24 protein-coding genes and 1 riboswitch are annotated in these 26,993 nt (G+C 50.9%); of the genes, 14 read left to right on the top strand and 10 right to left on the bottom strand.

Annotated features, from left to right (window positions below; genetic code table 11):
- Positions 1-2: 2 nt before the first annotated feature.
- Entirely contained in the window at positions 3-584 is a 582-nt protein-coding gene (locus tag EFB08_RS13540) for a DUF6799 domain-containing protein (protein ID WP_123127489.1), read from the bottom strand.
- 74 nt (positions 585-658) lie between these two features.
- Positions 659-1,303 (bottom strand): DedA family protein, encoded by a 645-nt coding sequence (locus tag EFB08_RS13535; protein ID WP_165864892.1) that lies wholly within the window; start codon positions 1,301-1,303, stop codon positions 659-661.
- A gap of 151 nt (positions 1,304-1,454) precedes the next feature.
- On the opposite strand from EFB08_RS13535, the gene EFB08_RS13530 reads away from it, so the two are divergent.
- The 3 genes from EFB08_RS13530 (at position 1,455) to EFB08_RS13520 (ending at position 4,089) form a co-directional block, all read left to right on the top strand.
- On the top strand, positions 1,455-1,904 hold the full coding sequence (locus EFB08_RS13530) for a MarR family winged helix-turn-helix transcriptional regulator (protein WP_123127487.1): 450 nt from the start codon (positions 1,455-1,457) through the stop codon (positions 1,902-1,904).
- A gap of 62 nt (positions 1,905-1,966) precedes the next feature.
- Positions 1,967-2,641 (top strand): YceI family protein, encoded by a 675-nt coding sequence (locus EFB08_RS13525; RefSeq protein WP_123127486.1) that lies wholly within the window; start codon positions 1,967-1,969, stop codon positions 2,639-2,641.
- 143 nt (positions 2,642-2,784) lie between these two features.
- Complete coding sequence (locus tag EFB08_RS13520; protein ID WP_123127485.1) at positions 2,785-4,089, top strand: acetylxylan esterase; 1,305 nt, start codon at positions 2,785-2,787, stop codon at positions 4,087-4,089.
- A gap of 160 nt (positions 4,090-4,249) precedes the next feature.
- Here EFB08_RS13520 and EFB08_RS13515 read toward each other — a convergent pair whose 3' ends face one another.
- On the bottom strand, positions 4,250-4,474 hold the full coding sequence (locus tag EFB08_RS13515; protein ID WP_123127484.1) for a hypothetical protein: 225 nt from the start codon (positions 4,472-4,474) through the stop codon (positions 4,250-4,252).
- A gap of 159 nt (positions 4,475-4,633) precedes the next feature.
- A riboswitch (TPP riboswitch) is annotated at positions 4,634-4,731 on the top strand.
- Positions 4,732-4,791: 60 nt separating this feature from the next.
- Between EFB08_RS13515 and EFB08_RS13510 the strand changes: the two genes are divergently transcribed.
- From EFB08_RS13510 to ruvB, 4 genes are all read left to right on the top strand, one after another.
- Complete coding sequence (locus tag EFB08_RS13510) at positions 4,792-7,227, top strand: TonB-dependent receptor (RefSeq protein WP_123127952.1); 2,436 nt, start codon at positions 4,792-4,794, stop codon at positions 7,225-7,227.
- Positions 7,228-7,607: 380 nt separating this feature from the next.
- Positions 7,608-8,786, top strand: a complete 1,179-nt coding sequence (locus tag EFB08_RS13505) for an acyl-CoA dehydrogenase family protein (RefSeq protein WP_123127483.1) — start codon at positions 7,608-7,610, stop codon at positions 8,784-8,786.
- 23 nt (positions 8,787-8,809) lie between these two features.
- Complete coding sequence (locus EFB08_RS13500; RefSeq protein ID WP_123127482.1) at positions 8,810-9,301, top strand: hypothetical protein; 492 nt, start codon at positions 8,810-8,812, stop codon at positions 9,299-9,301.
- 295 nt (positions 9,302-9,596) lie between these two features.
- A complete protein-coding gene (gene ruvB, locus EFB08_RS13495) occupies positions 9,597-10,640 on the top strand; it encodes a Holliday junction branch migration DNA helicase RuvB (protein WP_123127481.1) in 1,044 nt (347 codons plus the stop codon).
- Between the two features lie 72 nt (positions 10,641-10,712).
- Here ruvB and EFB08_RS13490 read toward each other — a convergent pair whose 3' ends face one another.
- Positions 10,713-11,147: a RidA family protein gene (locus tag EFB08_RS13490; protein WP_123127480.1), complete on the bottom strand. Its 435-nt coding sequence runs from the start codon at positions 11,145-11,147 to the stop codon at positions 10,713-10,715.
- 290 nt (positions 11,148-11,437) lie between these two features.
- On the opposite strand from EFB08_RS13490, the gene queG reads away from it, so the two are divergent.
- Positions 11,438-12,412 (top strand): tRNA epoxyqueuosine(34) reductase QueG, encoded by a 975-nt coding sequence (gene queG, locus EFB08_RS13485; protein WP_123127479.1) that lies wholly within the window; start codon positions 11,438-11,440, stop codon positions 12,410-12,412.
- On the opposite strand, the gene EFB08_RS13480 is transcribed toward queG, so the two are convergent.
- The 3 genes from EFB08_RS13480 to EFB08_RS13470 all read right to left on the bottom strand — a co-directional run bounded on the left by EFB08_RS13480 (position 12,374) and on the right by EFB08_RS13470 (position 14,375).
- Positions 12,374-12,571 (bottom strand): hypothetical protein, encoded by a 198-nt coding sequence (locus EFB08_RS13480; protein WP_123127478.1) that lies wholly within the window; start codon positions 12,569-12,571, stop codon positions 12,374-12,376. The two genes, queG and EFB08_RS13480, sit on opposite strands and share 39 nt — an antisense overlap.
- A gap of 187 nt (positions 12,572-12,758) precedes the next feature.
- Positions 12,759-13,607: a ferritin-like domain-containing protein gene (locus EFB08_RS13475; protein WP_123127477.1), complete on the bottom strand. Its 849-nt coding sequence runs from the start codon at positions 13,605-13,607 to the stop codon at positions 12,759-12,761.
- A 12-nt stretch (positions 13,608-13,619) separates the two neighbouring features.
- On the bottom strand, positions 13,620-14,375 hold the full coding sequence (locus EFB08_RS13470) for a ferritin-like domain-containing protein (protein WP_123127476.1): 756 nt from the start codon (positions 14,373-14,375) through the stop codon (positions 13,620-13,622).
- A gap of 277 nt (positions 14,376-14,652) precedes the next feature.
- Between EFB08_RS13470 and EFB08_RS13465 the strand changes: the two genes are divergently transcribed.
- Both EFB08_RS13465 and aroC read left to right on the top strand, forming a co-directional pair.
- Positions 14,653-16,083 (top strand): BatD family protein, encoded by a 1,431-nt coding sequence (locus tag EFB08_RS13465; protein ID WP_123127475.1) that lies wholly within the window; start codon positions 14,653-14,655, stop codon positions 16,081-16,083.
- Positions 16,080-17,162, top strand: a complete 1,083-nt coding sequence (gene aroC / locus EFB08_RS13460; protein WP_123127474.1) for a chorismate synthase — start codon at positions 16,080-16,082, stop codon at positions 17,160-17,162. The genes EFB08_RS13465 and aroC overlap by 4 nt, the downstream gene beginning before the upstream one ends.
- 480 nt (positions 17,163-17,642) lie before the next feature.
- On the opposite strand, the gene EFB08_RS13455 is transcribed toward aroC, so the two are convergent.
- A complete protein-coding gene (locus EFB08_RS13455) occupies positions 17,643-19,019 on the bottom strand; it encodes a sodium:proton antiporter (RefSeq protein WP_123127473.1) in 1,377 nt (458 codons plus the stop codon).
- Between the two features lie 210 nt (positions 19,020-19,229).
- Here EFB08_RS13455 and EFB08_RS13450 point away from each other — a divergent pair, with 210 nt between their 5' ends.
- Both EFB08_RS13450 and EFB08_RS13445 read left to right on the top strand, forming a co-directional pair.
- Positions 19,230-19,847 carry a NifU family protein gene (locus EFB08_RS13450; RefSeq protein ID WP_123127472.1) on the top strand — a complete coding sequence of 206 codons (618 nt, stop codon included), beginning with the start codon at positions 19,230-19,232 and terminating at the stop codon, positions 19,845-19,847.
- Between the two features lie 193 nt (positions 19,848-20,040).
- Positions 20,041-21,687: a peptide MFS transporter gene (locus EFB08_RS13445; RefSeq protein WP_123127471.1), complete on the top strand. Its 1,647-nt coding sequence runs from the start codon at positions 20,041-20,043 to the stop codon at positions 21,685-21,687.
- A gap of 172 nt (positions 21,688-21,859) precedes the next feature.
- Here the strand turns inward: EFB08_RS13445 and EFB08_RS13440 are convergent, their stop codons facing one another.
- Positions 21,860-23,134 carry a NupC/NupG family nucleoside CNT transporter gene (locus EFB08_RS13440; protein WP_123127470.1) on the bottom strand — a complete coding sequence of 425 codons (1,275 nt, stop codon included), beginning with the start codon at positions 23,132-23,134 and terminating at the stop codon, positions 21,860-21,862.
- Between the two features lie 609 nt (positions 23,135-23,743).
- Here EFB08_RS13440 and EFB08_RS13435 point away from each other — a divergent pair.
- Positions 23,744-25,165: an APC family permease gene (locus tag EFB08_RS13435; RefSeq protein WP_123127469.1), complete on the top strand. Its 1,422-nt coding sequence runs from the start codon at positions 23,744-23,746 to the stop codon at positions 25,163-25,165.
- A 135-nt stretch (positions 25,166-25,300) separates the two neighbouring features.
- Here the strand turns inward: EFB08_RS13435 and EFB08_RS13430 are convergent, their stop codons facing one another.
- On the bottom strand, positions 25,301-26,182 hold the full coding sequence (locus EFB08_RS13430) for a YitT family protein (protein WP_123127468.1): 882 nt from the start codon (positions 26,180-26,182) through the stop codon (positions 25,301-25,303).
- A 119-nt stretch (positions 26,183-26,301) separates the two neighbouring features.
- Here EFB08_RS13430 and EFB08_RS13425 point away from each other — a divergent pair, with 119 nt between their 5' ends.
- Entirely contained in the window at positions 26,302-26,697 is a 396-nt protein-coding gene (locus EFB08_RS13425) for a hypothetical protein (RefSeq protein WP_125077740.1), read from the top strand.
- Positions 26,698-26,993 lie beyond the last annotated feature (296 nt).

Genomic DNA, 26,993 nt, shown 5'->3' with positions numbered 1-26,993 from the left:
TCCTATTGCTTTTTCTTTTCTTCAGCGGCTAACTGCTGCTGGAGTTTAGCTAAATCAGCGTCCAGTTTCTGGAGTTCGGTATTGGTGGGTTTGTTCTGGACGGTTTTCTGCAGGAGTTCGTTCTTTTGCTGTAGCACACGCTGCTTTTCCTGCAAAAGGCGCAGCTGGTCGTTCATTTGCTGGGCCTGCAGCAGTTGTTTGCCAATACCGGTGGTATCTCCGGTAACGGTGGTGCTTTTATGGGTGATGACGGTGGTGCGGTGCACGTTGCCTTTCAGGTCTACATGGTCTCCCTCGTTCAGTTGGATAGCCTCGCCGCCGCTTACCGTTAAAGAACCGTTGGGTTGCAGGGTAGCTCCGTTGGAAAAAGTCCTAGCCTGGGTTAGCGGTGAGAAGTTGGTGCCTCTTATTTCCATCATTTTCCCGTTCCGCATGATGATACCCTCCCGCAACGGAGTAACACTGGTAGTGGTGGTTCGGCCACTCTCTTTTTTCCCGATGGAGGCACTTTGGGCCTGAACTAGAACCGGCGCGCAAAAAAGACCTATCAGAAGGCCGCCGGTTAAGATGAAACGATGTCGCATAGATTTGCTTTGTAGTATTGGTATTTATACGATGATTTCTGAAAAACAGGCCAAAAACAGAAGTAGCGGGCGGGTTATACTTTTGCTTCTTTCCGGCGTTCTTTCAGGTATTGCATCACCCCAGGTAGAATGGACAGAAGAACAATGATCGGGATGGCGAAGTGCAGGTAGTCTTTCAGCTGCGGAAACTGCTGGCCCAGGTAATAACTGGCCAGCACCAAAGAGCAGATCCAGAGGGCAGTGCCCAGGAAACTCAGCGTTAAGAATCGGCCCAGGGGCATTCCGGTTACACCCGCCAGCAACGGATTGAAGGTGCGCACCACGGGCACGAATTTGCCCAGCACAATAGCCGATTTTCCTTTCTCGCGGTAAAACTTTTCGGCACGGTCAAGGTGCTTGCGTTTGAAATACCAGGTATCTTGTTTTTTGTACAGGCGTTTGCCCATGCGCTTGCCAATGGAATACCCCAATAGGTCACCCGCCACCCCGGCCGCGGTCATACTGGCCAGCAATACCCCCACCGATACTTTCAGCACATCGGCACCCGCCAGTAACCCGGTGGCCAGCAGCAGGGAGTCTCCGCCGGGAATCACCAGCCCAATCAGCAAACCCGTTTCCACAAACACAATGGCCAGAATCAGGGTGAGGCCGCCGTACCGGATCATGTTCTCAGGGCTGGAAAATAAATCTGGCAGTGCTACTAGAAAAAGGTCGGACATGGGCAAGGAAAGTAGATTCAGAGGAAATACGCACGAACGAAGCCCGATGTTGGTTGTATCTTTGGCAAAACTGGCAGAAAAATTGCAGCTAAGTTGTTGATTTTGCGGTTGGAACATATATTTGGATATCGCCTGAAGACTGGAGGTTAAGATGAAAATTGAAGAAGAAATAAAGCAAAGCGCTTTCAAGGACGTTTACCAGAAATCGTACATCAATGTGGTGTATACCTCTAACTGGCTGGAACAAAGGCAGGCTGCGCTGTTCAAGTCTTTTGGCGTTACGTTGCCGCAGTACAATGTGCTACGCATCCTGCGGGGGCAGTTCCCAAAACCGGCTACGGTGAACCTGCTCATAGACCGCATGCTGGACAAAACCTCCAATGCCTCGCGCATTGTAGACAAGCTGGAAGCCAAAGAACTGGTTACCCGCAAGCAGTGCCCTTCAGACCGGCGTACGGTGGATATTCTCATCACCGAGAAAGGCCTTGGCCTGCTACAACAAATGGATGGTTTAGGAAACGAAGGTTTCACCGGCCTGAACCGGCTGAGCCAGGAAGAAGCCGAACAACTAAATGACCTTCTGGATAAGATCAGAGGCTGATTTGTCCTTTCCTTGAACTATATTACAACCTGTTTATACTAAACCACTTACAAATACATCCCATGAAAAAAATGTTACTCTCTGTTCTGGTGGCGGCCGCTGTAGGGGTTTCTGCCTTTCAAATGGTATCTCCGGGTTCCCCAGAGAAGGCGGTAGCTCCTAAAAATACCGTTGCCCCCGCCATCCAGACCTATAAAGTAATTCCCGCGGAAAGTAAAATTACCTGGATTGGGCGTAAGGTAACCGGCGAGCACACTGGTAACATCACCCTGGCCAGTGGCACCATGCTCCTGGAAAGAACAGCCCTACGCGGCGGTACTTTCATCATGGACATGACCTCTATCACTGACACTGACCTGGAAGGAGGCTCTAACAAGAGATTGGTAGACCACCTGAAATCTGATGATTTCTTCTCGGTAGAAAAAAATCCTACGGCCAAGTTTGCCATCACCAACCTGATTCCAAAACAGAATGCCAAGGCGGGTGCCGCCAACTACACTATCACCGGCGACCTAACCATCAAAGGCATCACAAACCAAATCTCGTTCCCGGCCATGGTGAACGTGAAGAAGGGCGTGGCCACTGCCAAAGCCAATCTGAAGTTTGACCGCACCAAATGGGATATCAAGTTCCGTTCCGGAAATTTCTTCGAGAACCTGGGAGACAAAGCCATCCTGGACGATGTAGAACTTAACATCGAGCTGGTTGCCAAAGAAGAAGCGGTAGCCAAGAAATAAGGAGATACCTCCAACAGCAAAAGGCCAGTGTCCCCATGTGGGTACTGGCCTTTTTTGTGCCAGAATCTGACAGGGCTGGTATTTACGGTCTTACCCTATTACTTTGTTCAGGAAACACATTTCTCTAGAAGCTCACATTGGTCATGAAGAAGAATCTCTCCCTGCTCTTGCTCTGTTTATTGGTTGTTTTCTCCATCCATGCCCAAAACTACCCTCCTCAAAGCAATGTGCTATGGGTTACCACTCCAGACCATACCAATTGGCTTTATAAGCTGAAAGAAGAGGCCAAGGTGACGGTGGCTCTCTATGAATACGGGATTCTACAGGACAATCTTCAAATAAGCTATAGCCTAGGCCCTGAATTGATGCCGAGTGAGAAAACCGGAACCGCCACCTTGAAGAATGGAAAAGCGGTGATCTCCCTGGGCTCCATGGCAAAGCCTGGTTTCAAGGACTTACAACTAAAGGTGAAATTGAACGGAGAGGAGTACAAACACCACATAAAAGTGGGGTTTGAGCCGGAAAAGCTAACGCCTTACACCCAGTTTCCGGGTGATTTTGTCAGCTTTTGGCAGAAGTCTATGGCAGATGCCGCCAAATGCCCGATGGACGTTACCAAAACCTTTGTTCCTGAATATTCCAACGATAAAGTTGATTGCTACCTGATCAAGTTACAGGCCTACAAAAAAGGAAGTTTTGTGTACGGCTACCTTACCATGCCTAAAAAGCCAGGAAAGTACCCGGTGGTATTCTCTCCGCCCGGCGCTGGCATCAAGCCTATGAACCCTTTAAAGGATATTTTCTACGCCGAAAACGGCTACATCCGTCTCGATATGGAGATCCATGGGATACGGCCAGATCTAAATGAGGCCGCCTACGAAGAGATAAGCCGGGCTTTTGGTCGGGGAAATACCAGTTATCTGGTGAATGGGTTAGACAACCGGGATTCCTATTACATGAAAAAGGCCTACCTAGCCGGCGTACGCGCCATTGATTACCTGACCTCCTTGCCAGAGTGGGACGGGAAAAACGTGATCGCACAGGGCGGAAGCCAGGGAGGAGCCTTGGCGCTGATTGCCACCGGGCTAGATCCCAGAGTAACCGCCTGCGCGGCAAGTCATCCCGCCCTGAGCGACATGGCCGGGTACAAAGCCAACAGGGCAGGGGGCTATCCACACCTTTTCACGAATTATGAGGGAATGGACACGCCTGAAAAACTGAAAACCCTGGAATCCTATGATGTGGTAAATTTCGCGAAGTTGATAAAGGTGCCGGTATTCATGACCTGGGGCTATAATGATGATGTTTGCCCGCCCACTACCAGCTACATCGTGTACAACACCTTAAAGACAAAAAAAGAAGCGTTGATCACCCCCGTCAACGAACACTGGATTTCGCTCACCACTCGTCATCAGATCTTAGATTGGATAAAGAAAAACCTGAAGTAGGTAATTCAGCCCAGTTTAGGTCCCATCGATTCCCCTCATCGGAGGGTAGCGGTTGTATTTTGATTTCAGTCCGTTTTCAGGAAATACACCAAAAACGAAAACCCGGAAGCTTGGCTCTAGACCAGGCTTTCGGGTTTCAGAGAATCGAAATAAAATGTTTCTAAAACGAAGGGGTTTTCACTTTTGACCGGTTGTAATCAGGTTCCCAGTCATTGATAGGCAGGCAAATGCCTGGTGGAAGGTCCAGATCGGGTAAACCATCATTGATTGGTTCGCCTCCGTCATCGTCACTGTCATCTTGCGGCGGTACGCTAATTCTTTTTCTGGGGGCCAGCGCCAAAAAGGCTATCAGGGCAAACATGGCCAAAGAGTATACGATCATCATAAAATCCGATGAATTAAAAGTCTCACATCACATCCACAGCCGGGCTGGCGACTCTTTTCTGTTCAACGTATGGCAGCCCTGGTATGTTGACTACTGGAGCAAAAAAATCTCATAACTTCTTCTGAGCCCATTGGTTTTCAAAAAAGCGGGCGTAGCTTTGCCTCAGTTTAGGGGTGCCTTAATATAACGGGCTGAGATCATACCCATTGAACCTGATCCGGGTAATGCCGGCGAAGGGAAAAACAAGGGAACAAAACAGAGTGAGAGCACCGACCCCTGGTGGCTCCTGGTTGTTTTATCTATTTTTCAATTTTCACATGAAAAAAGCTTTAGCCCTGCTCTTGGGCTGCCTGCTGCCGTGGTTTGCCATGGCACAGAACACTTTGTCTGGCCGCGTAGTAGATGCCGCCACACACGCTCCGCTTACCGGTAGTACCGTTACGCTTACCGCTGGCAACCGCGCCACCTTCACCGATGCCACGGGTCACTTCACTTTCTCCAACCTGCCTGCCGGCGATTACTCCCTGCAAGTAAGTTACTTGGGCTATGCCAACGCGGACCAAACCATAACCTTGCCCACGTCGCAGCCTTTGGAGTTCAACCTGACCCGCACCAGCGTGGCCACCAAAGAAGTACTGGTGACCGCCACCCGTGCAAATGAAAAGACCGGCACCACCTATACCAATGTGGGTAAGCAGGAACTGGAGAGCCGCAATTTTGGGCAAGATTTACCATATCTGCTCGAAAACACACCTTCTCTGGTAACCAATTCAGACGCCGGGGCCGGGGTAGGGTACACCAGCATGCGCATCAGGGGCTCAGACATCACCCGCATCAACGTGACCGTGAACGGAATCCCGGTGAATGATGCCGAAAGCCACGGCGTTTTCTTCGTGAACATGCCAGATTTTGCCTCTTCGTTGCAGGATGTGCAGATTCAGCGCGGCGTTGGAACCTCGTCTAACGGACCAGGGGCGTTCGGTGCCAGTCTGAACCTACAGACTCAGGATGCCAGCCCAGAGGCCTACGCCCGCACCGATAACGCCTTCGGCTCTTATAACACCTGGAAAAACAACGTGCAGTTTGGTACCGGTCTGCTGGGCGGCAAGTTTGCCGTAGATGGCCGTTTGTCGCGGCTTTCCTCAGACGGGTACATTGACCGCGCAACCTCAGACCTGAAATCATTTTACCTTTCGGGCGGCTATTACGGCGCAAAGGATATGCTCAAGGTGGTGATCTTCGGGGGAAAGGAAGTCACTTACCAGGCTTGGAACGGCGTATCTGAAGAGATGCTGGAAACCAACCGAACCTTCAACGGATCAGGCACCGATTACGGCAGCACCGATATCCCCTATGACAACGAGGTAGATGATTACCAGCAGAACCATTACCAACTGCACTATGCCCATGAATTCAGCCCCGCGCTGACCTTGAACGCAGCCCTGCACTATACCAAAGGAATCGGGTTTTACGAGCAATTTAAGGTAAACGAGCGCTTAACCAACTACAACATTCCGCCCGTGACGGTTGGTGGTACGGCCATCACCCGTACCAATCTGGTGGGGCGCAAATGGCTGGACAATGACTTCTACGGCAGTACCTTTTCGCTGCAGTACAACGGTCAGGGCAAGGTTTCGGCGGTATTAGGCGGCGGTTGGAACCGCTACGAAGGGGCGCACTTCGGCGAGGTGATCTGGGCCCAGTACGCCTCCACCATCCGCCCGCGCCACCGCTACTACGACAACGATGCCCAGAAAACCGATTTCAACGTCTATGGCAAGCTCATGCTCCAGGCCACGGAGAAACTAGGTCTCTTCGGGGATCTGCAACTCAGAACGGTAGACTATAAAATAGATGGCTTGGACGATGACCAACGGAACGTGACCACTCAGGCCGATTACAGGTTCTTTAACCCCAAAGCGGGTGTAACTTACGCTTTCTCTGACCAAAACAGCCTTTACGCCTCGGTAGCGGTTGGCCACCGTGAACCCACCCGCTCCGATTTCACTGACCGTCCGGCCACAGACCGGGCCAAGGCAGAACGGATGATCGATTACGAAGCCGGTTATCGCCTGAACCAACCCATAGGAGAACTGAATGGGTTGCCTCTGCGCTTCACCGCCGATCTCACCTACTTTTACATGGACTATAAGGACCAACTGGTGCTCACCGGCCAGCTCAATGACGTAGGAACCGCGCTCAGAACCAACATCCCTGAAAGCTACCGCACCGGTGCCGAACTGTCTACCGGAGTAGGACTAGGCGATTTTGCTAAGCTATCCACCAATTTCGCCCTCAGCCGGAACCGCATCAAAAAATTCACCGAAACCCTGCCCATTGACTACAACCCCGAGGATGTGGTAGTAACCCAGTATGACGAGACCACTATTGCGTACTCTCCCAGCTTTGTGACCTCCACGCAACTGGAAGTCCAGCCGTTGACCGGGCTGCGGTTCGCGTTCCAATATAAAACCGTGAGCGAGCAGTTCCTGGATAATACCGGCAGTCAGAACCGCCGCATCCGGCCCTATGAAGTAGGCGATGCCCGAGTGTTCTATCGTTTCAGACCGGTGAACTGGATGAAGGAAGTGGAACTGGGCCTGCTGGTGAACAACGTCTTCAACGAAGATTACGAAGCCAACGGCTACACCTTCACTGAGCTGTACGCCGGAGACACCACCCGCCACGACTACAATTATTATTTCCCCCAAGCACCCCGCAACTTTATGGCGCAAGTGAGCCTTCGTTTCTAAGCTGTTTTCAGAGAAACGGGCCTAAAACAGAAATCCCTGGTAGTTTTACTGCCGGGGATTTCTCTTTTAAGAAGATATGAGATTGCCGGCGCGAGCTTGCAGCTCATGTCTGGAGGTGTGTTCTTCTCTATGGTGAATGGCTACCTAACCCTCATCAGCCATCCAGCAGAAACAAACAGCAAGCTCGCGCCAACGGCAACAAGCAATACCTTCTTTTTACAAAGTTTGCTTCCTTCCTCTGTTTTCAAGCCGTTTTCAGGAAAACAGCTTGAAAGCACGGAGCGAAATCAATGGTGTGAAAGGTTTTGCTAACAAGTGTTGGCAGGGGGCGGGTTTCTTGCTAAGTTTGGAAACAGACATCGAAGTAAACCCTAAATTCTATGGCTTCAGAAAACGCCGGCGCCCCAGACTATTTCAACATAGACGACCTGCTCACCGATGAGCACAAACTCATTCGGCAGACCATGCGTGATTTCGTGCGGCGCGAGATCTCCCCCAATATTGAAAAATGGGCCCAAGACGCTCATTTTCCTTCAGAGATTGTCCCCAAGTTTGGTGAGGTGGGAGCTTTCGGACCTACGATTCCTACGGAGTACGGCGGCGGCGGCCTGGACTACATCAGTTACGGCATTATCATGCAGGAGATTGAGCGCGGCGACTCAGGAATGCGGTCTACGGCATCGGTGCAAGGTTCTCTGGTCATGTATCCCATCTACGCTTATGGTTCTGAGGAACAGCGCAAAAAATACCTGCCCAAGCTGGCGAGTGGCGAGTGGCTGGGCTGTTTCGGGTTAACCGAGCCTGATTTCGGGTCTAACCCGGGCGGCATGGTCACCAACATCAAAGACATGGGCGACCATTACCTGCTTAACGGCGCCAAACTCTGGATATCCAACTCTCCCGAGAGCCAGGTTGCCGTGGTGTGGGCCAAGAACGAACAGGGCCGCATCAAAGGCCTCATTGTGGAACGCGGCATGGAAGGCTTCACCACTCCTGAGATCCACAACAAATGGAGCCTGCGCGCTTCTACCACCGGCGAGTTGGTGTTTGACAACGTGAAAGTGCCCAAAGAGAACCTGCTGCCCAACATTGATGGCCTCAAAGGTCCACTGGGCTGCCTGGACTCGGCACGTTACGGCATTTCCTGGGGAGCCATTGGCGCAGCCATTGACTGCTACGAGTCGGCGTTGAACTATGCCAAACAGCGCATCCAGTTCGATAAACCCATTGCCTCTTTCCAGCTCATTCAGAAGAAACTGGCCGAGATGGTCACAGAGATCACCAAAGCCCAACTCATGGTTTGGCGCTTGGGAATGCTCAAGAACGAAGGGAAAGCCACCACGCAGCAGATTTCCATGGCCAAGCGCAACAGCGTAGACATGGCCCTGCACGTGGCCCGTGAGGCCCGTCAGATCCATGGCGGCATGGGCATCACCGGCGAGTACCCCATTATGCGCCACATGATGAACCTGGAAAGCGTCATCACCTATGAAGGCACCCACGACATCCACTTGCTTATCACCGGCGCTGATATCACCGGCATTCAGGCGTTCAAATAGGCTTGTAGAGACAAATAAAATAAATGGAAGAAAGTCAAAGAGACGCCTATTTTGGATTTGAGGAATTAATTGAAACAAAAGGCTTAGATAATGTAAAAGGAAGAAGGCGCGATCTATTACCCTGGTGGATAAAGGCTTTCACCTGGATTTTCCTGCTTATGGCTGCTATTGTCCCCATTGGAGTGGTGATGGGCTTAATGGGGTTAAGCTTTTCTGTTTCTTTATATGGATTTGAGACCACCAACCCAATCTCACCTACAGGTATCACCCTCACCTTGCTGATCTTTTTAAAGGGAGTAACCGCTTTCGGGTTATGGACCGAAAAGGATTGGGCAGTTAGGATCGGGACTCTTGATGCCGTGATTGGCCTTGTGGCTTGTGGGGTTGCTATGTTTGTACTTCCCTTTGTTGACAGGTCTGAAGGATTCGTGTTTAACTTCAGATTAGAACCTATTTTGTTAGTTTTATATTTGTTGAAGCTTCTAAAAATAAAGCCTTATTGGGAAGTAAAATAACGGTAAAATAAATAGCGTGTAACAAAGGTTCACGCTTGCCTTAACCATTGTTATGGGGGGGCATAAATTAATAAGGAAAGGCAGCTGCGGGAACGTAGCTGCTTTTCTTGTTTACAGGTTAGTTTCTGAAAAGTAGGTCAGAAACCCAATTGCTAAAATGATTGGTTGAATGAAAATTATTGGTAAAAATAATAGCAAAAAGAAAGCTTTTTACCACTTTAAGGGACCGTTTTTAGGTGGAATGCTGTTATCTTTACATCGGAATCTTTGCTTCATCCGCTAAGAGATTTTACACATGAGAGAAGACTATTTAAGCGGCTCTGCCGATCACCTATCACCCGCCGAGAAGGAGTACGACAAGGCCCTCCGGCCGTTGGACTTCAGCGATTTCACCGGTCAGGCGAAGGTGGTGGAGAACCTGAAGGTATTTGTGGGAGCGGCCATCATGCGCGGCGAGGCTCTGGACCACGTCCTGTTACACGGACCTCCCGGTCTGGGTAAAACCACGTTGTCGCACATCATTGCCAACTCTTTGGGTTCTAATATCAAGATTACCTCTGGCCCTGTATTGGATAAGCCAAGTGATTTGGCGGGTTTGCTCACCAACCTGGAGAAGAACGATGTGCTGTTCATTGACGAGATTCACCGCCTGAACCCTATTGTGGAAGAGTACCTGTACTCGGCCATGGAGGACTACAAGATCGATATCATGCTGGACTCGGGCCCTAATGCTCGTTCCGTGCAGATTTCCCTGAATCCGTTCACGTTGATAGGCGCTACCACGCGTTCTGGTCTGTTGACGTCGCCATTGCGTGCGCGTTTCGGGATCAACTCGCGTTTGGAGTACTATGATTCCAAGCTGTTGACTTCCATTGTGCAGCGTTCCGCCGAGATTCTGGGATCGCCTATTTATGAGGATGCCGCCTTTGAGATTGCCCGCCGGAGCCGTGGTACGCCGCGTATTGCCAACAACCTGCTGCGCCGCACCCGTGACTTCGCCCAGATTAAAGGCGATGGTACTATCACGGTGGAGATTGCGCAGTTTGCCTTGAACGCCCTTGATGTGGACCACAACGGTCTGGATGAGATGGACAAACGCATTCTGAGCACCATCATTGATAAGTTCAAAGGTGGTCCGGTAGGACTTTCTACCATCGCTACGGCTTGTGGCGAGGAAGCCGAGACTATTGAAGAGGTGTACGAGCCTTTCCTGATCCAGGAAGGGTATATCAAGCGCACTAGCCGGGGCCGTGAAGCCACTGAGGCCGCTTATCGTCACCTGGGCAAGATTCCGCCCAACCACGTACGCAGCGGTACCTTGTTTGACCAAGCAGAATAACCGTCTCAGACGGTTGTATATATTTTTGGAAAGCCCGGGCCTTAACTGAGCCGGGGCTTTTTATTTGGGTGATTACTCTGTTTTCTGGATCTCGGCAATCAACTCCACTTCCAGAACCACATTGGGCTCTAGGAGCCGCACTACCTGAACCCAAGTAGCGGCCGGGGTATGCGTTCCGTAGTATTTCTTCCGGACCAAGTGGTGTTTGGAGGTTTCTTCCATGTTGGTAGTGTACAGGTTTTCCTTCACCACGTGGGTAAAATCAAGGTTGTACTGTTTCAGAGTAGCTTGCAGGGTGCGGTACACTTTGTCAATGGCCTGATCCATGGGGCCGCTGGCAACCGTTCCAGAGATGTACAGCATGTTGGCGCTGCGGTAGGCCTGGGCGTAGTTCCATTCCTGGTTTGGCCGAAGCACCTTTGGCATCTGGGTAGAGGTAGGTGTGGTCTGGGCCTTTGATGTGTAGGCTAGCAAAATCAGAAGAAGGGTAAAGGCGAATTTGGTCATACAATAAGAGTTCGTTTTCTTACTTGACAGGCGAAAGTAGATGTATCCCTATATACTTGTCTAGGACTGGGGCATCTCCTTGGGAAAAGAGCTATACGGAGCAATCCTCAGACAAATACCCTATTTCCCAGTGGAGAGGATTTGTTGATTAAACCTGAGAAGTACCTGAATGAAGGCGACGTGCTTTGGGCCTCTTTTCTATAAAAGAAGCCTAAAAACCAGAAAAACGCTGCAAGTGAAATTCTTTTCCCCCAATTTTGTTCTCCCAATACAGCTGACGCCGTTCATCCATGTTCAACCTTGCTCCGAAACATACGCACCTTATCAAGCAGAAAGCCCAGGAACTAGGGTTTATGTACTGCGGTGTGTCCAAAGCGGATTTTCTGGAAGAGGAAGCACCCCGATTGGAGAGTTGGCTCAACCAGAACATGCACGGCCAGATGCACTACATGGCCAACCATTTTGACAAACGTCTGGACCCGCGCTTATTGGTAGAAGGGGCTAAATCGGTGGTGAGTCTGTTGCTGAACTACTTTCCGGAGGAAACCCAAGCTGAGGATACGTTCAAAATCTCTAAGTACGCCTACGGCCAGGATTATCACTTCGTGATCAAAGATAAGCTCAAAACACTGTTCAACTACATTCAGGAAGAGATTGGCGAAGTGGGCGGAAGGGTGTTTGTTGACTCAGCTCCGGTGATGGACAAAGTCTGGGCAAAGAAAAGCGGGCTGGGCTGGGTAGGAAAAAACAGCAACCTCATCAGACCGGGCGTAGGCAGTTTCTTTTTCATCGCCGAACTCATCCTGGATCTGGAATTGGAACCAGATGGCCCTATCAAAGATTACTGTGGCACCTGTACCAAATGTATGGACGCCTGCCCTACAGACGCAATTTCAGAACCGTACGTGGTAGACGGCAGCAAGTGCATCTCGTATTTTACTATTGAACTAAAAGACCAGATTCCGCAGGAGGTAGAAGGGAAGTTTGGGAATTGGGTGTTTGGCTGTGACATCTGCCAGGATGTCTGCCCTTGGAACAGGTTCAGTAAAGCGCACCGTGAACCGGCGTTTGCGCCTCACCCAGAGCTGCTCCATCTTTCTCAGAACGATTGGATGGAGCTCACCCAGGAAGTTTTTCAGGAAGTTTTCAGGAAATCGGCGGTAAAACGGACAGGCTTTCAGGGGCTTACCCGTAACCTTCAGTTTGTGGTAAACGAACCCTCGGCCTTAAGAGGCGACCAGCACGTCACCGAAGACCTTATCTAAGATACTGTTGTAAGAGCCTGAGAAGTGAGTGTAGCACCATTCGCGCAGGGTTTCCACCTCGTTGTGGATCAACATGCGCATACTTTTGCGCAATTCCTTCTCAAATAAACTGGAGTCGAAGCTTACTTTGTCTAAGATCAGTTTTACGTACTCTAACATGGCTTAAGTAAAGATTGATTAATAATTGAATGTAGTATTGGTTTGTTATCTATCAGACGCAAAGATGCAATTTATAATTCAAGTATTTATACTGAATTTTAAAATAAATAACTGTTTTTATTAAAAATTGAACAAAAAAAAGACGGCTTTATACGAGCCGCCTCCTTTTTGTATTTTATCTAGAGCTTTAAGCAATGAATGGCATCACAATGGCATTCACCTGTGCTACGGTCAATGGTTCGTCAAAGGCCTCTGATGCAGCATTGGCATCTATGGCTATTCCGTTGAATGTTCCAACCAGGTTTACACCTCCTTGGGTAGTCGCCTCTTCCCCGTCATAGATCCCTTGGAATTCGGTTGGCAAGCCTCCTCTGTCTTTCATGGTAATCCACGGTTTCAGGCCAGCTACCCCGTTCATCATGTCACGACGCATGCGACGTAAGTGGGCCGCATGTCTCGCTTCTACCGAGTGAATCTGCAGGGCTGCCTGTAGTACGGCGTCATTGTTGATAAGGGCCGGAGCGGCACCTTTGTAGGCTCTCACGCCAGTGTCTTCAAAGGCCTGGGCCACAGCCAGCATGGTTGGGTAGCTTGTAAAGGTATTATTACCTAAAAGGCCATTAGCCGTCCAGTCGAAGTTAGCATCGGTGTACGTGGTGGGGGCTGCTCCGCCCAAGCCGGTGATAGCGGTTCGGAGAAAGTCCACGTGGGCTTTCTCATGGTCCCGGATCACACCGAAAGCGGTTTTACCTGCCGCTGAAGGGAATATGTCAGTAGCGGCGGCTTTCAGGTAAAAATGATATTCCAGGTTTTCAAGCAACAGCGCGAACTCCAGCACTTCGCGCACCGAGGGCGTAGCGGAGGTTTGCCCATACGCCTTGTTCAGCATAGAACCGAACGCTACCGGAATGGCGGCAGCGGCCAGTTTCTTTCCGAATCCGCCGAAATGCTTGAAGACAGACCTGCGTGGGTCAATACGGTCAAAGATTTCCGGATCTACTTTCTCTACTTCTTTTAGTATATTGAAGATATTCATGGCTTTCTTGAATTAGGTAGTTGGCAAATTGCTTCCGTTAATGGTCTCTTGGATGAAGGGCTGCGCGGCGGCCAGCACCTGGGCAGGCGTCAAGGCTACATCCAGGCCATTGGCATCCACGATGTTGCCCGAAGTGATACCGGCGGCTCCGCTGGCAAAGGTGCCGTTCTCAATCATGTCCCTGATTTCGGCGGCGTGCCTTGCTTCCACAGAAACAATTTTTCCCGCAATGCTCAGGAAAGTAGGGTTGGTCAGCAATTTGCCGGCTCCGTTATAGGCAGCCACACCCAGGTCTTCAAAGGTTTTAGCGGTGGCCAGAATAGAGGCTCTGCTGGCCAAGGCACTGGGATCTAATTTTGGAGTAAGGCTGGGGATGATCTGGCTTGGGGCTGCGGCAGTGATAGCGGCTTTGAAGAATTCGCGGTGCGCCACCTCATGGTTCCGGATGTCCGTAAGCACCTGTCTTTCGGTGGCGCTGGTGAACAGGGTAGAGAAGTTAGGCAGGGCCACCACCGCGGTGTAGAAGGCAGCTTCCAGTTGTTCCAGCGCATAGGCATAGTTCAGGATGCCCACATCATTGGAGCCCAGGTTCACCGTGCCCGGCATGTTGGTATCGGTCATATCATCGTCGTCATCGCAACCAGCCAGCAAAAGGGCCGAGGCAGCAACGCCGGCACCGGTGTACTGAAGGAAAGAACGTCGGTTGAGGGGATTCTTCAATCCCTGCAAAAAGTCCTGTTCAGGAATAGGGTTCGTGTTTTTTGACATAGTTTTAAAATTGAAGATGAAACAAGTGCATTTACCGGCGTTATGGATTGACCCAGGCTACCGGCTCCTCCAGAGCCTTTCTCCGTCGGAATCAGCGAGACCTACGACGTGCTCTATTCCCCCGGATTTCAGAGACTTGAAAAAAAGTGTAAAAATTTTGAGGTGTTCCCTGGCAGGCATTCGGTTTGGTAAGGATGGGACACCAAGGCTAGCCGGAAATTTGTACTTTTGTGAAATGAAAATGACGGCCGTTTTAAGGCTGTTTTAGTTAAAACAAATGAAAAAAGCGCTTTTCTTCTTTCTATGGTGCATGGGATGGGCTGCCTTGGGCGCGTCTCAGGACCATACCGTAGAATATGGCGCCACGGTCATCCCCATTGACCAGTATTTCACTATTTCTTTAAAGTCGCCGGCCACCCGCCCCACCAAAGTAGAAGGCTTCCCCGAGATTGAGGGAATGCAGAAAAGCACCCAGAAGTCCTTTACCACTACCATTACCCGAGGCACCAAAACCTCTATGGTGTACACGCTAACCCAGCAATATGCCCCCTTGAAAGAAGGAGAGGTGACCGTAAAGCCCTTCACGTTGCTGGTAGACGGGAAAAGTGTGCCCGTACCCGGAATAAAGGTGAAAGTGGGTGCCTCGCTTCCGCCGGTACCTGGAACAAAAGATAGCGCCGCTACGGCCGTGGTTCCTCCAGCCGCCCCTGAGTTTGTGGATGTGAAAGAAAATGCCTTCCTCACGCTGCATGTGCCCAAAGGCCGCGTGTTTGTGGGGGAGGCTGTGCCGATCTCCTTGTGGTTCTACGTGGCCGATGCAGATTTAGGGCTCCTGGATTTCTTTGAGTTTGAAGGCCAAATTGGCAACATTGTACGGCAACTGAAACAGCGGAGCGCCCTGGAGGAAGTGGTGCAGCAGGAAGAGATACAGCCCGAGAAAATCAAGATAGGGGAAAAGGACTTCACCCGGTATAAGTTACACGAGACCATTTTGTTTCCTATCACCTCACAGGCATTGCGCTTTCCGGTGGTAAGCCTCCGGATGATCAAGTACAAAGTGGCCAAAAATCCATCGCTGCTCACCCAGAACCGCTTGCCTGAAAACAAAACCTACTCCACCCAAAGCAAAGAGGTGGTGGTAAAGGCCTTGCCCCCGCACCCTCTCCGCGACCAGGTGGCGGTGGGCGTTTTCCGGTTAGAGGAACAGTTGTCCCGCAAGACTATCACCCTGAACCAGAACCTGGTTTATCACTTCAACATTGAGGGAGAAGGAAATATCAGAACCTTGCCCTCGCCCCAACGCCTGGCCGTCTCCAGCGAACTGGAAATCTATTCCCCCGAGATCAGGCAGCGTCAGGAGGTTTCCCGAGGGCAGATAGCAGGAGGTAAGGATTTCAGGTACTTTATAGTTGGGCGGCAGGCCGGTGAGTTTCCGCTGCGCGATCTGTTCCAGTGGGTGTTTTTCAACCCGGTGACAGCCCGATATGATACCCTTCAGCCCTCGCTTACCGTGCGGGTGCGGGGCCAGGAGGACCTAAATAGTTTTATAAGGGCCCAAGATGTGGGCGATTTTTACAATATTGCCGCCACAGAAAGCAATGAGCTCATCAGCATAGACCAATTCAAGGAGGTGCGCCTGTACACCAATGTGGCACTGGCGGTTCTGCTGACGGTTGCTTTGTTTATTTTCATACTTAAGAGAAGATGAGTAACACCTACGGATCTATTTTTCGGATCACCACCTTTGGCGAATCGCACGGTACGGCCGTGGGCGTGATCGTGGATGGCTGTCCTGCCGGGCTCCCCATTACCATAGAAGAAATACAGGCCGCGCTGGACCGGCGCCGGCCGGGACAGTCCAAGATCACCACGCCCCGTGATGAGAAGGACCAGGTTCAGATTCTCTCTGGTATTTTCAACGGGCAAACGCAGGGTACACCCATCGCGTTGGCGGTGTTCAACAAAGACCAGGCAAGCCACGATTACTCGCACATAGAGAACGCCTTCCGCCCCTCGCACGCAGACTATACCTATACCGCCAAGTACGGCTCCCGCGACCACCGTGGCGGAGGCCGAAGCTCGGCCCGTGAAACCCTTGCCCGGGTGGCAGCCGGAGTGCTGGCCCAGAAGTTCCTGGCGCAGCAAGGCATCCAGATTACCGCTTACGTTTCGCAGGTTGGACCCATTCATGCTCCCGCTGATTACACTCAACTTGACCTGAGCCGGGTAGACAGCAACATCGTGCGCTGTCCGCACCCCAAAACTGCCCAATCCATGATCCAACTCATTGAAGAAACCCGCGATAAGCTGGATACCGTAGGCGGTGTGGTGTCTTGCGTCATCACCGGGGTACCGGCTGGCTTAGGCGAACCCGTTTTCGATAAACTACACGCCGAGCTAGGCAAGGCCATGCTGAGCATCAACGCGGTGAAAGGCTTTGAGTACGGCAGCGGCTTTGAAGGCGTAAGCATGTACGGCTCGCAGCACAACGACGTCTTCTACACCGATGAAGATGGTCAGGTGAAAACCCGCACGAACCACTCAGGCGGCATCCAGGGCGGCATTTCCAACGGGCAGGACATTTATTTCAAGGTAGCATTCAAGCCGGTTGCTACCATTCTGCAGCCTCAAACCACTATTGACCAGAGCGGTCAGGAAATCACCTTGCAAGGCAAAGGCCGCCATGACCCCTGTGTTTTGCCGCGGGCCGTTCCCATTGTGGATGCGATGGCTGCGCTGGTCTTGGCAGATTTTGTGTTGCGGCAACGCACGAATCGGGTAGAATAGTAAGTGGTGGTTAGGGCCTGTTTTGGGAAAAGCAGGCTCTAAATGTTTTGGGAAAGAGTTTTTGTGGACGCAATCTGTTTTAGCTGGCGTAGCTGCAACTGTTCAATTTTCAAGAGCTATTCCGTTTCATTGCTTCTCTCCGAACGTTCACGGCCGCGGGGCCCCGTCTTCCGGGTTCGCGCTGTGCCAGCTTCCTTTGCTCCTTGTAGTCCCAATGCCTGGCGGCACCGGAACTTGCCTAGGCGCTCACCCGAAAGGCTGGAAATAAGAAATGCGCAGGATAATTAGTGAACGATTGGATAGCTACCCCTTTCACCATGGTTCAAGTCTGTGACTTGGACCTAAAATGACCGGCAGTTTGCAACTGCCGTGAGGCGCAAGCTCTAAATAAAGTGTTTCAGAAAGGCTTACTTAAACTAAAACCCGTTTCGGAGCAGTTTCTTGTAAAACTGTCCCGAAACGGGTTTTAGTTTTATTTCCCTACAAAATTTCTAGAACCCAGATGAGTGCCAAGACCGGCAAGAGGTATACCAGGGAGTACTTGAAAACGTATTGGAAGAAGGGGGGCATCTTGACTCCGGCTTGCTCGGCAATGGCTTTCACCATGAAATTAGGGCCGTTCCCGATGTAGGTCATGGCGCCGAACAGCACTGATCCGATAGAGATGGCTTCAAGGATAAGGAGGGTTTCAGGGGTTTGGCCCAGGCCATTGGCAAAGGCATATACCTGGGAGGTGTCGGCGTAGTTGAGATGATATTTGGCCATGCCCAGCGACAGGAAGTTGGCGTAGGTAGGGGCGTTGTCCAACACCCCAGATAAAGAACCTGCCACCCAGTAGAATACCGAAGGCGTCAGTTTGGAAGCGAACTCCGGTGAAGAGGCCAACTCAGCGGAAAGCTGAAGTGCGGGCATCATGGTAAAGAAAATTCCGAAGAATAGGAACACCACTTCAAGAATAGGGTCGAAGGAGAAATGGTTTCCGTTCAGGGCGGTACGGCTGGCAAACTTAAAGCACAGAAGCGCGGCCACTAGTTGGACAATCTCCCGCACAAACGAGACTTTGATGCCGCCTTCCAACGGAATATACGGCAACCAGTCAAAGGAACTGGGGTTCAAAAACGTAGCCCCAATGATGACGGCCAGCCAAAGGAGATTACGCTTTCCGGTGAAGAAGAACTCGGTGGTAGCTTCTATCTTGGCTTGCACTGCGGGTCTGGGGGTGAAACTCTCTTTGTTTCTGCTATCCAGAATGAAGAAGATGGCACAGAGGCAGGCATTGGCAACCATCCAAGGGGTGAGAAGGTGTTGCAATGTCCAGAAAAACGGTACTCCTTTCAGAAACCCGATGAACAGCGGCGGATCACCTAGCGGGGTCAACAAGCCACCAGCGTTGCTCACGATGAAAATGAAGAATACAATCTGATAGGGCTTGATACGGTGGTTATTGAGCCTGATGAACGGCCTGATAAGTAGGAGGGAGGCGCCCGTTGTACCGATCACGTTGGCGATGATAGCCCCAAACAGCAGAATACCCACGTTGATCAGCGGAGTGGCGTTCGCGTTGGCGTTAATGTAGATTCCGCCGGCGGCGATGTACAAAGAGCTGAGTAGAATAGCGAAAGAAGCGTACTCGGCCAGAGTTTCGGCGGGCAGGTGCGTGTCATGCAAGACAAACAGGTAATACGCCAAGACCAGCAGGCCCAGTCCTACCGAAATTTTCTTGAACTGGGTATGCCAGAAATGCGGGAAAAAAATGGGGCCGGTGGCAATCAGGCCGATGAGCAAGGCAAAGGGAATGATCAGGAAACCAGGTACATCTGGCGGGGTAGAGGCCAGCAGAACAGTGGCAAAAGGCATAGGCACACGGGTTTTGAAAGCAAAAGATAGAGGTAAAGGTACGTTTTCCGGAGAAAAGGCTGGGCGTTTCTGCCCTCATTTCCTGAAAACGGGTTCTAACCGGATAAAAGGTGGTACCCAAGAAGTAAGTAACAGGTATCGGAAATTCTCGCTAATTTTGGAAACTTAAATACTTGAGCGTAAGTTTTTACTATAAATAAGAAGACAGCCATGACTGATAATACAATCAAACAGGTTTCTGTGTACGCAGAAGCGAACCCGAACCCGGAGTCAATGAAATTCGTCCTGAACTCCACTTTGTTGGGCGAAGGCGGCAGCGTGGATTATCCAACTCTGGAAAGCGCTGTGGAGTCTCCTTTTGCGCAGGAACTGTTCAATTTTGACTATGTTTCCCGTGTGTTCATCGCGAGCAATTTCGTGACGGTGACCAAGAACTCACCAGTTGCCTGGGCGCAGCTGATCCCAGAATTGAGAACGTTCATCAAATCATATATTGAGGCGGGCGGACCTATCTTCATCGGGAACCCGGTGACGTCAACCGCGGCTTCCGCCTCAGCTGAGGTGTCTGCTGATCTTTCTGCCGAGGATACTGAAATCTCCCAGAAAGTGATTGACCTGCTGGAGAACTATGTGCGTCCGGCGGTAGAGCAAGACGGCGGTAACATTACTTTCCGCTCGTACAAAGAAGGCGTGGTGACCGTGAACCTGCAGGGTTCTTGCAGCGGCTGTCCGTCTGCTACCGTTACCCTGAAAGCCGGCATCGAAAACCTGCTGAAGCGGATGGTACCCGAAGTACAGGAAGTGGTAGCCGAAGGCGTAGTGCTGTAAGGTATTATTTTCCCATCATGAAAAAGGCCCTGAGAGATCAGGGCCTTTTTTCATGTCAAGGTTTTCCTGTTCTGCTTTCCTACTAAGCGTTAGTAAGCAAAATAAGGGAGAGAGGAGGCGTTCTATATGCCGGTAAAGAGATATTTCCGTTTCTTTTGCCTATTTTCAAAGCTGATTACTTAAACACACCTGAATGTCAACATCAGCTTCAAAGCATCCGAAGGGCCTTTATTACCTTTTCCTGGCGGAAATGTGGGAACGTTTCGGCTATTACCTCATGATAGGTATCTTCTTCCTGTACATGACCGATACTCAGAGCGGCGGAATGGGACTATCCAAAAACCAAGGCTCAGATATCTACGGTACCTTTATAGCATTAGTCTTCTTAACCCCTTTTATTGGTGGCCTTTTAGCCGATAGATTATTAGGCTACCGTCTTTCCATCACTATTGGCGGCGTGCTGATGGGGCTGGGTTATTGCGGATTGGCCATGCCCGGCGATACGTTCTTCTATCTGTCGCTGGCGCTTATTGTCATTGGTAATGGGTTCTTCAAAGCAAACATCTCCACGCTGCTGGGTAACCTATACTCAGAGCCTCAGTACCTTCCTCAGAAAGACACCGGGTACAACATCTTTTACATGGGTATCAATGTGGGGGCCTTTATCTGCAACTTCGTGGCGGCCTATCTGCGAAACACCTACGGCTGGGGCTTTGCGTTCCTGGCGGCGGGTGTGGGCATGTTCATCGGGCTCATCATCTTCTGGGCCGGAAATAAAACCCACCGCGACTATGACATCCGAAAACCGGCGCAGCCGCATGACATGCCGCTCTGGAAAGTGTTCGGGCTGGTGATTTTGCCGGCCATGGTAGTGGGAGTGCTAAGTTGGGTCCTGATTCCCGGCGACGTGTTTGGCTCAGATTCAACTGATGCGTTCATCTTTGGCTCTATTCCCATTATTCTGTTCTACGTGAGCCTTTGGGCCAAGGCCTCAGTAGAGGATAAAAAGCCCATTGCCGCGCTTCTGTCCATCTTTGCGGTAGTGGTGGTGTTCTGGGGTGTGTTCAAGCAAAACGGAACAGCGCTCACCACCTGGGCCGAATACTATACCGATCGTAGCTTGCCCCAAACGCTGGAAAAACCAGCAGCTTCTCTAGGAATGGTGCAGAAAGTGGATGCCACCCCCACCACCGTGCCAGCCTTTGACGCTGCCTTCCGGACCCGCACCGACGCCGAAGGAAAAGTAATCACCAAGGAAGGTCCCGCACCTTATCTGAATAACTTGCCCCAGGAAGAATGGCCAGAGCAAGGAAATTCTCTGTCTTTGATCTCCACCGAGTTGTTCCAGTCCATCAACCCGTTTTTTGTGATAGCCCTGACCCCGTTAGTGGTAGGTTTCTTCGGGTTTCTGCGCCGAAGAGGCAAAGAACCGAGCACCCCGGCAAAAATGGCTCTGGGCCTTTTCATCACAGGTCTTTCTACCTTGGTGATGGTAGGTGCCGTTTGGGCCGGTGACAACGGACAGGATAAAGTCTCCAGTTTATGGCTGGTAGGTACTTATTTCGTGGTGACGTTGGGAGAACTTTGCCTTAGCCCGATGGGCTTGTCCCTGGTGTCAAAAGTTAGTCCGCCCCGGTTGACGGCGCTTATGATGGGCGGCTGGTTTATTGCTACCTCCATCGGAAACAAGTTGTCCGGGATTTTGGCCAGCCTCTGGGATACCTATGACGATAAATCGTACTTCTTCTGGGTGAACTTCGCGGTAACCGTCTCTGCTGCATTGGTGCTGGTGCTCATGCTCAAGTGGCTGCGCCGAATCATGGAGAAACCCGCCCTGTAGATTGTTGCTGATAGAAGGGTAGACCTTCTACCAGTAACAAATCTCACCTTTGTAGACTATCCAAACAAAAACAAATTGCCCCTGCTTTAGGCTCGTTTCCTGGAAAACAGACCAAAAGCAGGGGCAATCTTTTTCTATTCCAATCCTCTCAGGAGGGGATCTTCTTTGTGTATTACAGCAGGATTCCGGCCAGAGCTGCAGACATATAAGACGCCAGCGTACCGCAGATCAAGGCTTTCAGGCCAAGAGCTGCCAGGTCTTTTCTCCGCTCGGGCACCAACTGCCCGATACCACCCACCTGAATAGCGATAGAGCTGAAGTTGGCGAATCCGCATAGGGCGAAAGAGGTAATCAGCAGGGTCTTAGGGTGCAGGTTGGCTTTGATGGCGGCAAGGTCAAGGTAGGCCACAAACTCGTTGATCACGATTTTGGTCCCCATCAATGAGCCAGCGGTGAACATATCCTGGGAAGGAACCCCCATCGCTAGTGCGAAAAGAGAGAACACGCTGCCCAGAAGGCTCTTCATGCTCAGGTTCTCCAATGGAATACCCACGGCATCAAGAGACATCCCCATTCCGGCTAGGGATCTTCCCAGGAAACCTAAGAAGTAGTCTACCAAGGCAATCAAGGCGATAAAGCCTACCAGCATGGCCACTACGTTCAAACCAACGCGTAATCCGTCAGAAGCACCGTGTGAGATGGCATCTACCAGGTTGGCGTCCTGTTTCTTAACTTCAATACCCACTTTTCCTTTCGTTTCAGAAACTTCGGTCTCAGGGAAAACGATTTTGGAGATCACCAACGCTCCCGGCGCAGCCATGATACTGGCGGCAATCAGGTACTCGGCGGGTACGCCCAAGGCAATGTACACGGCCATTACGCCACCTGCAATACAGGCCATACTTCCGGCCATAGAAGCCAAAAGTTCTGAGTTGGTCATGGTGGGCAGGTACGGCTTGATCATGATCTGGGCTTCTACCTGACCCACGAACACGCTGGCAACGTTAGAAACTGCCTCGCTACCGCTTACGCCCATCAGTTTGTGTACGCCGCGGGCCACAACAGACACAATGCGCTGCATGAGGCCAATGTGATAGGCAATGCTCACCAAAACGGCCACGAAGATGATGGTAGGCACAATCTTGAAGAAGAAAATCACGTCGTTGCCCACACCGAAAGCCCGGTCCATTTTCTCTTTGTTCACCAACGCCCCGAACACGAATTCTGCGCCGCGGTCAGAGAAGCTCAGGATTTGGGTGATGTAATGGCCCAGTTTCTGGAAAATCATTTGCCCGAAAGGAACCTTCAGGATAAAGAACGCTAGTCCAAGTTGGAGAGCAAGGCCCACCACTACCAGCCGCACGTTAATGGCTTTTCGGTTATTTGAAAGTAAGAATGCAATACCTAAGATCAGAACAATGCCAATCAGGCCGGTAAATCTGTTCATATAAAGTAGAAAGGGTTTTGATTTTTGGCTGGTTTGAAGGCAAAACTTGATCCTGGAAACGTAGCGATCATCGGGAGTGCCCTGGGTTTATTCGGCCGAAGCCACACTGATTAAAAAAAGAAAACCTGCCGAGGGAAAAACGGGTAGGCAAAAACAGCAACGTCGCCGGGGCGAAAGCAAGGAAGGGAGACGTCTTTGAGGCGCTGTTAAAAAACATGGTTACAAAAATACGGATATTTAGCTGTAAAACCTTAATGCCTAAAATATTATCTGGCCCTTTGGGAAGCAGTAAGGTTTTCTCCTGTTCAGGAAAAGAAAGAGCCTTTCCTTTACCACGTAAACGCGTCTTTTCTCCAGCCTTAAGCTGCTAAAATCAAATTAGGAATACCCTATTTTTAGGTCCGTTTTCTTTAAATAGGTCAAAAACAAGGATAAATGGATTGGCAAAACCCCTTGTCGTTTTAGAAGTGTTTTGGTGAAAAGAACCTGAAAACGGATGTTATACGCGTCGCTGCTTTCCCGTGGGGGCCTTCTACGCAGGTGACGGATGGAAGAAATGGGCCACCTTTCTGAGATTATTCGTTTCTTTATAGAAACTTTCCAAGTACTATGGATACTTCAAAGCAGTTGAACCGGACCCTGGGACTTCGCCTGGTGGTAGTGGTGGTGATCGGGAACATCATTGGGTCTGGGGTTTACAAGAAGGTGGCACCCATGGCAGCCGAACTGCACTCGCCGGGTTGGGTGCTCATCTGCTGGATTCTGGGAGGCATCATCACCTTGTTTGGGGCGCTCAGCAACGCCGAGATCGCCGGGCTTTTAGCCGATACCGGGGGCGAGTACGCCTATTACAAGCGCATCTACAATCGGTTTTTCGCGTTCATCTACGGCTGGTCGCTTTTCACGGTGATCCAGACGGCGGGTATTTCGTCGCTGGCATACGTCTTCGCGCAGTCCTTGAATAGTGTGGGGCCGTTGCCGGCGGTCTTACCGGGTTTGGCAGATTACAGCCTGGGCGGCGTGTTTTACCCGTTCGCCGATTTTAACGTGAAGCTGGTAGCCATCCTGCTCATTATCGTTCTTACCTGGATCAACAGCCGGGGCGTGAAAACAGGGGCGGGGCTGAGCACGGCCATTCTCATACTGGTGTTCGCCGGAATTTTCATGATCATCTTCTTCGGGCTCAGCAGCGGACAAGCAGACATCACCCGCAGTTTTGATGTGAGCACCACCAACAACACGCCGGTTACGTTCAGCGCAGTCTTCGCGGCGATGCTTTCGGCGTTCTGGGCGTACCAGGGCTGGGCCTCCATCGGGTTTGTGGGCGGCGAGATCAAAGATGCCAAGCGCAACATTCCACGCGGTATTTTCATTGGGGTGCTGTCGGTGATTGCCATTTACCTGCTGGTGAATGCGACGTACCTGGCCTTGCTGCCCATTCCGGTGCTGGAGCAGGTGTATGCCGCCGGAAACCAGATTGCTGCTATTGAGGCGGTGAAGAGTTTCTGGGAAGCCGGTGGGTTCTTTATCTCGGTCCTGATTCTCATTACCACCCTGGGTTGTACCAACGCCACTATTCTGGCCAGTTGCCGCACCTACTTTGCCATGGCCCGCGAGGGATTCTTCTTCCGGAAGGCCGCCGATCTGAATAAATCCCAGGTACCGGCCAATTCCCTGATTTTCCAGTGCGTGTGGGCCTGTGTTCTGGTGCTCTCGGGTACCTTTGACCAACTCACCGACATGATCATTTTCGCGGTGTTCATCTATTACGGAGCCACCACCCTGGGCGTGTTCATCCTGAGGCGTAAAATGCCCGATGCGCCACGTCCGTACAAAGTTTGGGGTTATCCGGTGGTGCCCGCCATCATGGTGCTTTTCTGTACTGCTTTGTTCTTCAATACCATCCTGGTTCGGCCCAGAGAGGCCGGAATAGGCATGATCCTGATGCTGACCGGTATCCCGATGTACTGGTGGTTCCTGAAAAACAATGTAGGGAAACAGGAACCCATGCCGATAGAAAAGAGCGCGTAAAGCCTTTATTGCTTTCCTTTTCTGATCCATTAAAAAATCCCGATCTTGTTTTAAGCCTGATTCTACAGAAACCAGCCTAAAACGAGATCGGGATTTTAGTTGAATATGGGAAAGTACCTGGCAGGCAGGATAAGTTTAGTGCAATGGCCTTCTTTTCACCATGCCGCCATCGGTGTCATCAATGCTCTGCTGGATCAGGAAGGCGTCTGGGTCAATGAGTTTCACTTCCCGGCGTAGAGCCGGAATCTCCAGCCGGGTTACCACGGTGAAGATGATGTCAATCTCCAGATTGTGGCCTCGCTTCCCGAAACCTCTTTTCCCTTGGTAAATAGTAACGCCTCGGCCCAGTTTCTCAGTAATGGAAACCCGTATTTCCTCACTCAGCGCTGAGATGATGGTCACGCCCGTATATTGCTCAATTCCGTGCAGCAGGAAATCAATCATTTTAGAGGCGGAAAAGTATGTTAAAATGGAGTAGAGTGCCACATCGGTGCCCAAAAAGAGGGCAGCGGTCATAAAGATGATGATGTTTAGAAGTAGGATCACGTCACTTACCTTTAAAACCGGGTACACTTTGCTCACCATCACAGCCGCAATCTCGGTGCCGTCCAGCACAGACCCGCCCCGCATGGCCAATCCTATCCCTAAGCCAATAAACACGCCCCCGAAAATGGCTGTGAGCATGGTATCTGTGGTGAATTCAGGAAAGGAGATAAAAACCAGACTCAGGGAAAGACCCACAATGGCCAGGGCACTTTTAATAGCGAAAAGGTGGCCTACGTACCGGTAGCCCATGAAGATAAACGGCAGGTTGAGCCCCACAATCAACACAGAGAGCGGTATCCCAAATAGGTGGGTCAGAAGCATGGAAATACCGGTCACGCCTCCGTCAATCAAGTGGCTGGAAAGCAAAAAGCCCTTAAGGCCCATGCTGGCCGATAGAATGCCCAGGAGAATGAGGATAACGTTTTTTACTTCTGAGGAAAAGGTAAAATGTTTAGTAGCGACTGTCTGCATTAAGAGGGGTTTGAGGTGGTTTCTGTGGTATGGAGCTTTTAAATATAAGTAAAATGCGTTTATAGTCTAGTTTAGAGGAACATTTGCCATTTAAGGCATTTAGCTTTTATTTTGTAATAATGCTGAATTACCTCCTCAGAATAGCGAAACATCATCTGAAATACCCCCTTATGTGGGTGGTGTTGCTCTGGGCGGTGACCTTGCCGGGTCAGGAGGTGGAAGTGTACCGGTTTCTGTTTTTCGGCCCTACTGCCAAAAACACCCTTGAAACGGACCTAGGTTCAGCAGACAATGAACAGGCGGTTGTAAAGCAGGAAGGCGTACACGCTTTTCCAGATGCCAAGGCTTCCTCTTCGCCCGTCCTCAAGTTTCCGCTGGCGCTGCATCCATTGCAGCCTGAGCTTCCTTCCCGCCATTTAGCTACCCTGGACCCAGACCCGCACGGCGGCATTTCCTTTGTCCCTGATTTCCACTCGCGGTTGTTGCTATCTTCGCAGCAGCCCAATGCCCCGTAGGCAGCCTTCCTGTTTCCGGCCTGAGAATCTACCAGCCTTAGCCAATTTGCGTAAAAAGACAAACCAGGGCAACCCTGAAGCCGTGTTGTTGTTAGCTTCGTTTTAAGGCTATTTTACTGAAAACAGGCCCAAATCTGCTGGACTACTTTGTGCCGCTGGTTTTCTGTTAACTCCTTCGTTGAACTTCAGTGTTCTCTGCGGTTGCGAAATTAAGTACCTGGAATTAACCTTCTGTATGGTTTTGCTTTAGGTGCTGGCAAACACAGCCCGTACCCTTTTCCTTGACATGAACCCTT

It is taken from the genome of Rufibacter latericius, from assembly GCF_003721515.1.
In the GTDB taxonomy this organism is placed as follows: domain Bacteria; phylum Bacteroidota; class Bacteroidia; order Cytophagales; family Hymenobacteraceae; genus Nibribacter; species Nibribacter latericius.
This window is presented reverse-complemented; position numbering and strand designations above follow the sequence as displayed.

Bases quoted from the DNA above. Each gene is read 5' to 3' on its own strand.
- queG (WP_123127479.1), top strand. From the start codon at position 11,438: ATGTTCAACCTTGCTCCGAAACATACGCACCTTATCAAGCAGAAAGCC.
- EFB08_RS13500 (WP_123127482.1), top strand. From the start codon at position 8,810: ATGGAAGAAAGTCAAAGAGACGCCTATTTTGGATTTGAGGAATTAATT.
- EFB08_RS13515 (WP_123127484.1), bottom strand. From the start codon at position 4,474: ATGATGATCGTATACTCTTTGGCCATGTTTGCCCTGATAGCCTTTTTG.
- EFB08_RS13445 (WP_123127471.1), top strand. From the start codon at position 20,041: ATGTCAACATCAGCTTCAAAGCATCCGAAGGGCCTTTATTACCTTTTC.
- EFB08_RS13520 (WP_123127485.1), top strand. From the start codon at position 2,785: ATGAAGAAGAATCTCTCCCTGCTCTTGCTCTGTTTATTGGTTGTTTTC.
- EFB08_RS13435 (WP_123127469.1), top strand. From the start codon at position 23,744: ATGGATACTTCAAAGCAGTTGAACCGGACCCTGGGACTTCGCCTGGTG.
- EFB08_RS13430 (WP_123127468.1), bottom strand. From the start codon at position 26,182: ATGCAGACAGTCGCTACTAAACATTTTACCTTTTCCTCAGAAGTAAAA.
- EFB08_RS13530 (WP_123127487.1), top strand. From the start codon at position 1,455: ATGAAAATTGAAGAAGAAATAAAGCAAAGCGCTTTCAAGGACGTTTAC.
- EFB08_RS13525 (WP_123127486.1), top strand. From the start codon at position 1,967: ATGAAAAAAATGTTACTCTCTGTTCTGGTGGCGGCCGCTGTAGGGGTT.
- EFB08_RS13535 (WP_165864892.1), bottom strand. From the start codon at position 1,303: ATGTCCGACCTTTTTCTAGTAGCACTGCCAGATTTATTTTCCAGCCCT.
- EFB08_RS13455 (WP_123127473.1), bottom strand. From the start codon at position 19,019: ATGCCTTTTGCCACTGTTCTGCTGGCCTCTACCCCGCCAGATGTACCT.
- EFB08_RS13450 (WP_123127472.1), top strand. From the start codon at position 19,230: ATGACTGATAATACAATCAAACAGGTTTCTGTGTACGCAGAAGCGAAC.
- EFB08_RS13440 (WP_123127470.1), bottom strand. From the start codon at position 23,134: ATGAACAGATTTACCGGCCTGATTGGCATTGTTCTGATCTTAGGTATT.
- EFB08_RS13540 (WP_123127489.1), bottom strand. From the start codon at position 584: ATGCGACATCGTTTCATCTTAACCGGCGGCCTTCTGATAGGTCTTTTT.
- EFB08_RS13475 (WP_123127477.1), bottom strand. From the start codon at position 13,607: ATGAATATCTTCAATATACTAAAAGAAGTAGAGAAAGTAGATCCGGAA.
- EFB08_RS13425 (WP_125077740.1), top strand. From the start codon at position 26,302: ATGCTGAATTACCTCCTCAGAATAGCGAAACATCATCTGAAATACCCC.
- EFB08_RS13480 (WP_123127478.1), bottom strand. From the start codon at position 12,571: ATGTTAGAGTACGTAAAACTGATCTTAGACAAAGTAAGCTTCGACTCC.
- EFB08_RS13490 (WP_123127480.1), bottom strand. From the start codon at position 11,147: ATGACCAAATTCGCCTTTACCCTTCTTCTGATTTTGCTAGCCTACACA.
- EFB08_RS13505 (WP_123127483.1), top strand. From the start codon at position 7,608: ATGGCTTCAGAAAACGCCGGCGCCCCAGACTATTTCAACATAGACGAC.
- EFB08_RS13465 (WP_123127475.1), top strand. From the start codon at position 14,653: ATGAAAAAAGCGCTTTTCTTCTTTCTATGGTGCATGGGATGGGCTGCC.
- EFB08_RS13470 (WP_123127476.1), bottom strand. From the start codon at position 14,375: ATGTCAAAAAACACGAACCCTATTCCTGAACAGGACTTTTTGCAGGGA.
- aroC (WP_123127474.1), top strand. From the start codon at position 16,080: ATGAGTAACACCTACGGATCTATTTTTCGGATCACCACCTTTGGCGAA.
- EFB08_RS13510 (WP_123127952.1), top strand. From the start codon at position 4,792: ATGAAAAAAGCTTTAGCCCTGCTCTTGGGCTGCCTGCTGCCGTGGTTT.
- ruvB (WP_123127481.1), top strand. From the start codon at position 9,597: ATGAGAGAAGACTATTTAAGCGGCTCTGCCGATCACCTATCACCCGCC.